This is a genomic window from Tardiphaga sp., assembly GCF_044340795.1.
Lineage (GTDB): Bacteria > Pseudomonadota > Alphaproteobacteria > Rhizobiales > Xanthobacteraceae > Tardiphaga.
Map to the genome: position 1 here is coordinate 1 of NZ_JBIISY010000365.1, position 4305 is coordinate 4305.

At 53.6% G+C, this 4305-nt stretch carries 7 protein-coding genes; 5 read left to right on the forward strand and 2 right to left on the reverse strand.

Annotated features, from left to right (window positions below):
• Positions 1-180 (reverse strand): hypothetical protein (locus ACIQ17_RS31355; RefSeq protein ID WP_398473418.1); only part of this gene is annotated, 180 nt, incomplete at its 3' end.
• Here ACIQ17_RS31355 and ACIQ17_RS31360 point away from each other — a divergent pair.
• The 5 genes from ACIQ17_RS31360 (at position 103) to ACIQ17_RS31380 (ending at position 3738) form a co-directional block, all read left to right on the forward strand.
• On the forward strand, positions 103-747 hold the full coding sequence (locus ACIQ17_RS31360) for a sugar phosphate nucleotidyltransferase (protein WP_398473417.1): 645 nt from the start codon (positions 103-105) through the stop codon (positions 745-747). The two genes, ACIQ17_RS31355 and ACIQ17_RS31360, sit on opposite strands and share 78 nt — an antisense overlap.
• A gap of 46 nt (positions 748-793) precedes the next feature.
• Entirely contained in the window at positions 794-1390 is a 597-nt protein-coding gene (locus ACIQ17_RS31365; protein WP_398473410.1) for an SIS domain-containing protein, read from the forward strand.
• Between the two features lie 20 nt (positions 1391-1410).
• A complete protein-coding gene (locus ACIQ17_RS31370) occupies positions 1411-1944 on the forward strand; it encodes a D-glycero-alpha-D-manno-heptose-1,7-bisphosphate 7-phosphatase (RefSeq protein ID WP_398473412.1) in 534 nt (177 codons plus the stop codon).
• The gene (locus ACIQ17_RS31375; RefSeq protein ID WP_398473414.1) at positions 1941-2663 is read left to right on the forward strand and encodes a transaldolase; all 723 of its coding nucleotides are present in this window, start codon (positions 1941-1943) and stop codon (positions 2661-2663) included. Before ACIQ17_RS31370 ends, ACIQ17_RS31375 begins: the two co-directional genes overlap by 4 nt.
• Positions 2664-2757: 94 nt before the next feature.
• Positions 2758-3738 (forward strand): hypothetical protein, encoded by a 981-nt coding sequence (locus ACIQ17_RS31380; protein ID WP_398473415.1) that lies wholly within the window; start codon positions 2758-2760, stop codon positions 3736-3738.
• A gap of 84 nt (positions 3739-3822) precedes the next feature.
• On the opposite strand, the gene ACIQ17_RS31385 is transcribed toward ACIQ17_RS31380, so the two are convergent.
• Positions 3823-4305 (reverse strand): transposase (locus ACIQ17_RS31385; protein ID WP_398473416.1); only part of this gene is annotated, 483 nt, incomplete at its 5' end.

A 4305-nucleotide genomic window follows, 5' to 3' on the forward strand; every position in this document is an offset into this window, starting at 1 on the left:
ATCTAAAGTCCGCTGATCAAAATTCTTAATTGCTTGAGTAATACCTTGATCAATATTCCTGTAGCCATTCTTGCTGGCGGTCTTGCGACGCGGCTGCGACCAATCACTGAGACGGTACCGAAGTCTCTTGTCACTGTCGCAGGGCGGCCGATCTTGGCTCATCAGCTCGAGATGCTTCATGCGAGGGGGGTACGTCGTGCCGTCCTCTGTATCGGGTATCTAGGTGAGATGATACGGAGTGATTTTGGTGATGCAGCGTACGGGATCAAGTTGGACTATTCCCTCGATGGCGAGAAGTTGCTCGGCACTGGCGGTGCGGTTAAACGAGCTCTGCCTAAGCTTGGGGAAGAGTTCTTTGTCCTCTACGGTGATTCATATCTGCCAATAGAATGGGAACCGGTGGCGGATTCCTTTCGCCGCAGCGGCAAGCTGGGGCTGATGACCGTTTATCGTAACGAGGACCGATACGACACAAGCAACGTTGTCTTCCGAGATGGCGAGGTCGTGGTGTATGATAAAAAGGCCAAGTTGCAGGAGATGAGATACATCGATTACGGGGTGAGTCTATTCAAGTCCTCTGTCTTTGAACAGCACCCTAACGACCAGTTCCTTGACCTTGCGGATGTCATGAAGGCGCTGGTTCATGACCGACAGCTTGCTGGCTACGAGGTGCTAGAGCGATTCTATGAGATGGGTTCGCCAGCGGGCTTAGCGGAGCTCGAGCACCTTTTGAATCCTTCGCGATAGGCTCAGATTTTGACTACTGTAACAAAATTAGAAAACAAACAATGCTATGAACTTCATAAAACAATTTCTCGGCGAAGTCCAACAGGTCACGGCGCTACTTGACCCGACAGCTATTGAAAGGTGCGCCGATGAACTGTTCGCCATCCGAGAACGTGGGGGTCGTCTGTTCATCCTCGGTGTCGGTGGCAGCGCCGGCAACGCAGGTCATGCAGTGAACGACTTCCGCAAGATCTGTGGTTTCGAAGCTTATGCGCCGACTGACAATGTCTCCGAACTCACCGCCCGGACTAATGACGAGGGTTGGCCGACCATCTTTTCTGAATGGCTCAAAGTTAGTCGCATTAACGAGAAGGACGGGCTTCTTATCTTCTCAGTCGGCGGTGGCAATTTGGAGAAAAACGTGAGCCCGAATCTGGTTAACGCCATCCAGGTGGCAAAAGGCGTGGGCGCATCAGTCGTCGGGATCGTCGGCCGTGACGGCGGTTATACGGCCAAGGAGGCGACGGCTTGCGTTATTGTTCCGACTGTGAATCCAGCGCACATCACGCCCCTCAGCGAGGCTTTTCAGGGAGTGGTGTGGCATCTATTCGTGTCCCATCCAAAGCTCAAGGTTGCGGCAACCAAGTGGGAATCTACAAAGTGAATCCAGCGCCGAGGCGCGCGGTGTTTCTTGACCGTGACGGTGTTATAAATCGAGCCCTTGAACACGAACTCAGGCCATACCCACCGAAGAACTTGGCTCAGTTCGAAATTTTCCCGGAGGTGTTGGCCGCGTGCGCTCGGTTAAGGGCGGCCGGGTTCGTCCTTGTCGTGGCGACCAATCAGCCAGATGTCGGACGCGGCACAATGAGTCAGCAGATCGTAGAGGAGATCCATGGATACGTGTTGTCGCATCTACCCATCGACCGCATCGAGGTGTGCTACCATGCAGGCAGAGGCATGTCCGATTGCAATTGTCGCAAGCCCAAGCCGGGCATGTTGTTACACGCAGCCCGGGAGATGGGTATCGATCTTGGGCAGAGTTGGATGGTGGGCGATCGTTGGCGCGATGTGGATTGTGGTCAAGCCGCCGGATGCAAGACCATTTTCATCGATCGCGGATATGCTGAGGAACTGAAGGTGAGGCCCGATTTCTCGGTCCGTGATCTCGGTGAGGCCGCGGAATTAATCCTTAATACAACAATCAATAATTCATGAAGCGAACATTCGAAGATTTACAAATCAAAATTTTTGCCGATGGCGCGGACAAGAAGGGCATGTTAGAGCTCAACGCCAATCCGCTCATCAAAGGTCTGACGACAAACCCGACACTAATGCGCAAAGCAGGGTTGACAGATTTTGAGGCGTTCGCGCGGGACGTGTTGGAGAGCATCACGACTAAGCCGTTGTCGCTTGAGGTCTTTTCTGACGAGTTCTTCGAGATGCGGCGCCAAGGTCTAAAAATTAATGGTTGGGCGTCAAACGTCTACGTCAAGATCCCGATCATGAACACTCGTGGAGAATCTTCGCTGCCGCTCATCAAGGAGTTGGCGAAAGAGGGTGTTAAGTTGAATGTCACGGCGCTCCTCACGATCAGACAAGTCGAGGGTGTCGCCTCAGCTCTCGATATCGCTGTTCCTGCGGTGGTCTCTGTCTTCGCAGGGCGCATCGCCGACACCGGTTTAGATCCCATCGGCATCATGCTGGAGGGCAAGAAGATTCTGCAGGGCTTGCCGCGGGCAGAACTGCTCTGGGCCAGTGTGCGGGAGGTGCTGAACATCTTCCAAGCGAATGACTGTGGTTCGCACATTGTCACAGTGCCGCACGACATCCTAGGTAAGGCCATCAAGATGCTCGGCATGGATCTTGAGGAGCTCTCGCTCGATACTGTGAAGATGTTTGCGAGCGATGCAAAGGCGGCTAATTTCGCACTTTGATATCTGGTTTACAGCGGATGGGAAGACTGTGGTGTAATAAATATTTATTTTATAAATCGCTGAAAGTAATAAATCTTTTAAAAATTTCTATTAAATGATTATTTCGCGTTCACCACTTCGCATCAGCCTCGGCGGCGGCGGTACAGATTTGCCGTCGTATTATCAGCAACATACCGGCTTTCTAATAGCAGCGGCGATCGACAAGTATGTCTATATAACTCTGCATGATACCTTCGTCACGGACTTGATCGTGAAGTATTCGAAGCTCGAACGCGTGGCGGAAGCCAGCCAGTTAGAACACCCCATCATCCGCGAGGCGATGGCAATGCTAGAGATCAGTGGTCAGTCGATGGAACTCACCTCAATGGCCGACATTCCCGCGGGTACCGGGCTTGGTTCTTCTGGCAGCTTTACTACGGCTTTGCTAAAGGCACTTCATGCTTGGAGAAAAAATCTGGTTCACCCGGCAGAACTCGCTGAACAGGCATGCGATATCGAGTTGAATCGGCTTCACGAACCCATAGGTAAGCAGGATCAGTATATCTCGGCCTACGGCGGCATTACGTGCTTCAAATTTCTCCCCGACGGCAAAGTTGAAGCGTGGCCGTTGAAGATTTCTGATGAGACGATCTGCGACCTTGAGGACAACCTGCTGTTGTTCTTTACCGGTTACTCGCGTTCCGCATCAGCGATCTTGAGAGAGCAGGACAGCAAGAGCAAAGTCGCCGATGCCTCGATGATTGAAAATCTACATTTCGTCAAAGATCTTGGTTTCCAAAGCCAGCGCGCGTTGGAGAGGGGCCAACTAAACGAGTTCGCGCGTTTGATGGATGTGCACTGGCAGAGGAAGAAGGAGCGCTCGGGCGGCATGAGCAACGCGAAGATCAACGAGTGGTATGACCTTGCTATGGGGAACGGAGCGCTCGGGGGCAAGCTCATCGGTGCAGGTGGCGGTGGCTTTCTTATGTTCTATGCTGACAATAAAACCAAGCTGCGGCATGCGATGAGCGGCGCCGGCCTAAAAGAAGTTCGCTTCCGTTTCGACTTCGAAGGGACCAAGCTGGTGAACTCGTGAGCGCAGTAACTCAGGTTATGGAATTCTGACCCCAGTGCATGAAGCGTCCCGTAATAATCTCGGTTCCTCGCTACTTTCAGTGGGTCAGTAGCACGGTAAGGTGAGTTTCCCGGCGACGAAGTAGAGCATGGTGGTCATGTATTCCACAGACCGATACCCGCGGGCCTTGCGCTTCACAGCCGAGAACAGGCTGTTGAGTCCCTCCATGAAGGCCGTCGTCAGCCCTTGAGTCCAATGGGCCAGGATCCCCTCCAAGTGACCCTCGACCATCCGGGCAGCTCGGGCCATCGGCTCGAGCAGTTCTCCGGTTTGTCCCCGCATCGTGTGCACCCAAGCGCACCAGTTTCGGAACAGCTTCCTGGCATCCCCGGCATCCTTCCGCTCGTAGATGCCTTGAAGCACCAGCCTCATCTGGTAAGCCATGCCCCTCACATATCGTTCCAGGGCCATCGACTCCCACTTCTGGGCTTCCTTTTCCGTCCAGTTCACCCGGTTCTTGAGCCACATCCAACGCGTCCGCTCCAACCGGTCCCGCTTCCCGGCGTCTGCCCGGCTCTCCGCCTTCCG

What these genes read in the sequence shown, in the direction of transcription:
- ACIQ17_RS31380 (WP_398473415.1), top strand. Translation starts at nt 2,758, where the DNA reads ATGATTATTTCGCGTTCACCACTTCGCATCAGCCTCGGCGGCGGCGGT.
- ACIQ17_RS31375 (WP_398473414.1), top strand. Translation starts at nt 1,941, where the DNA reads ATGAAGCGAACATTCGAAGATTTACAAATCAAAATTTTTGCCGATGGC.
- ACIQ17_RS31365 (WP_398473410.1), top strand. Translation starts at nt 794, where the DNA reads ATGAACTTCATAAAACAATTTCTCGGCGAAGTCCAACAGGTCACGGCG.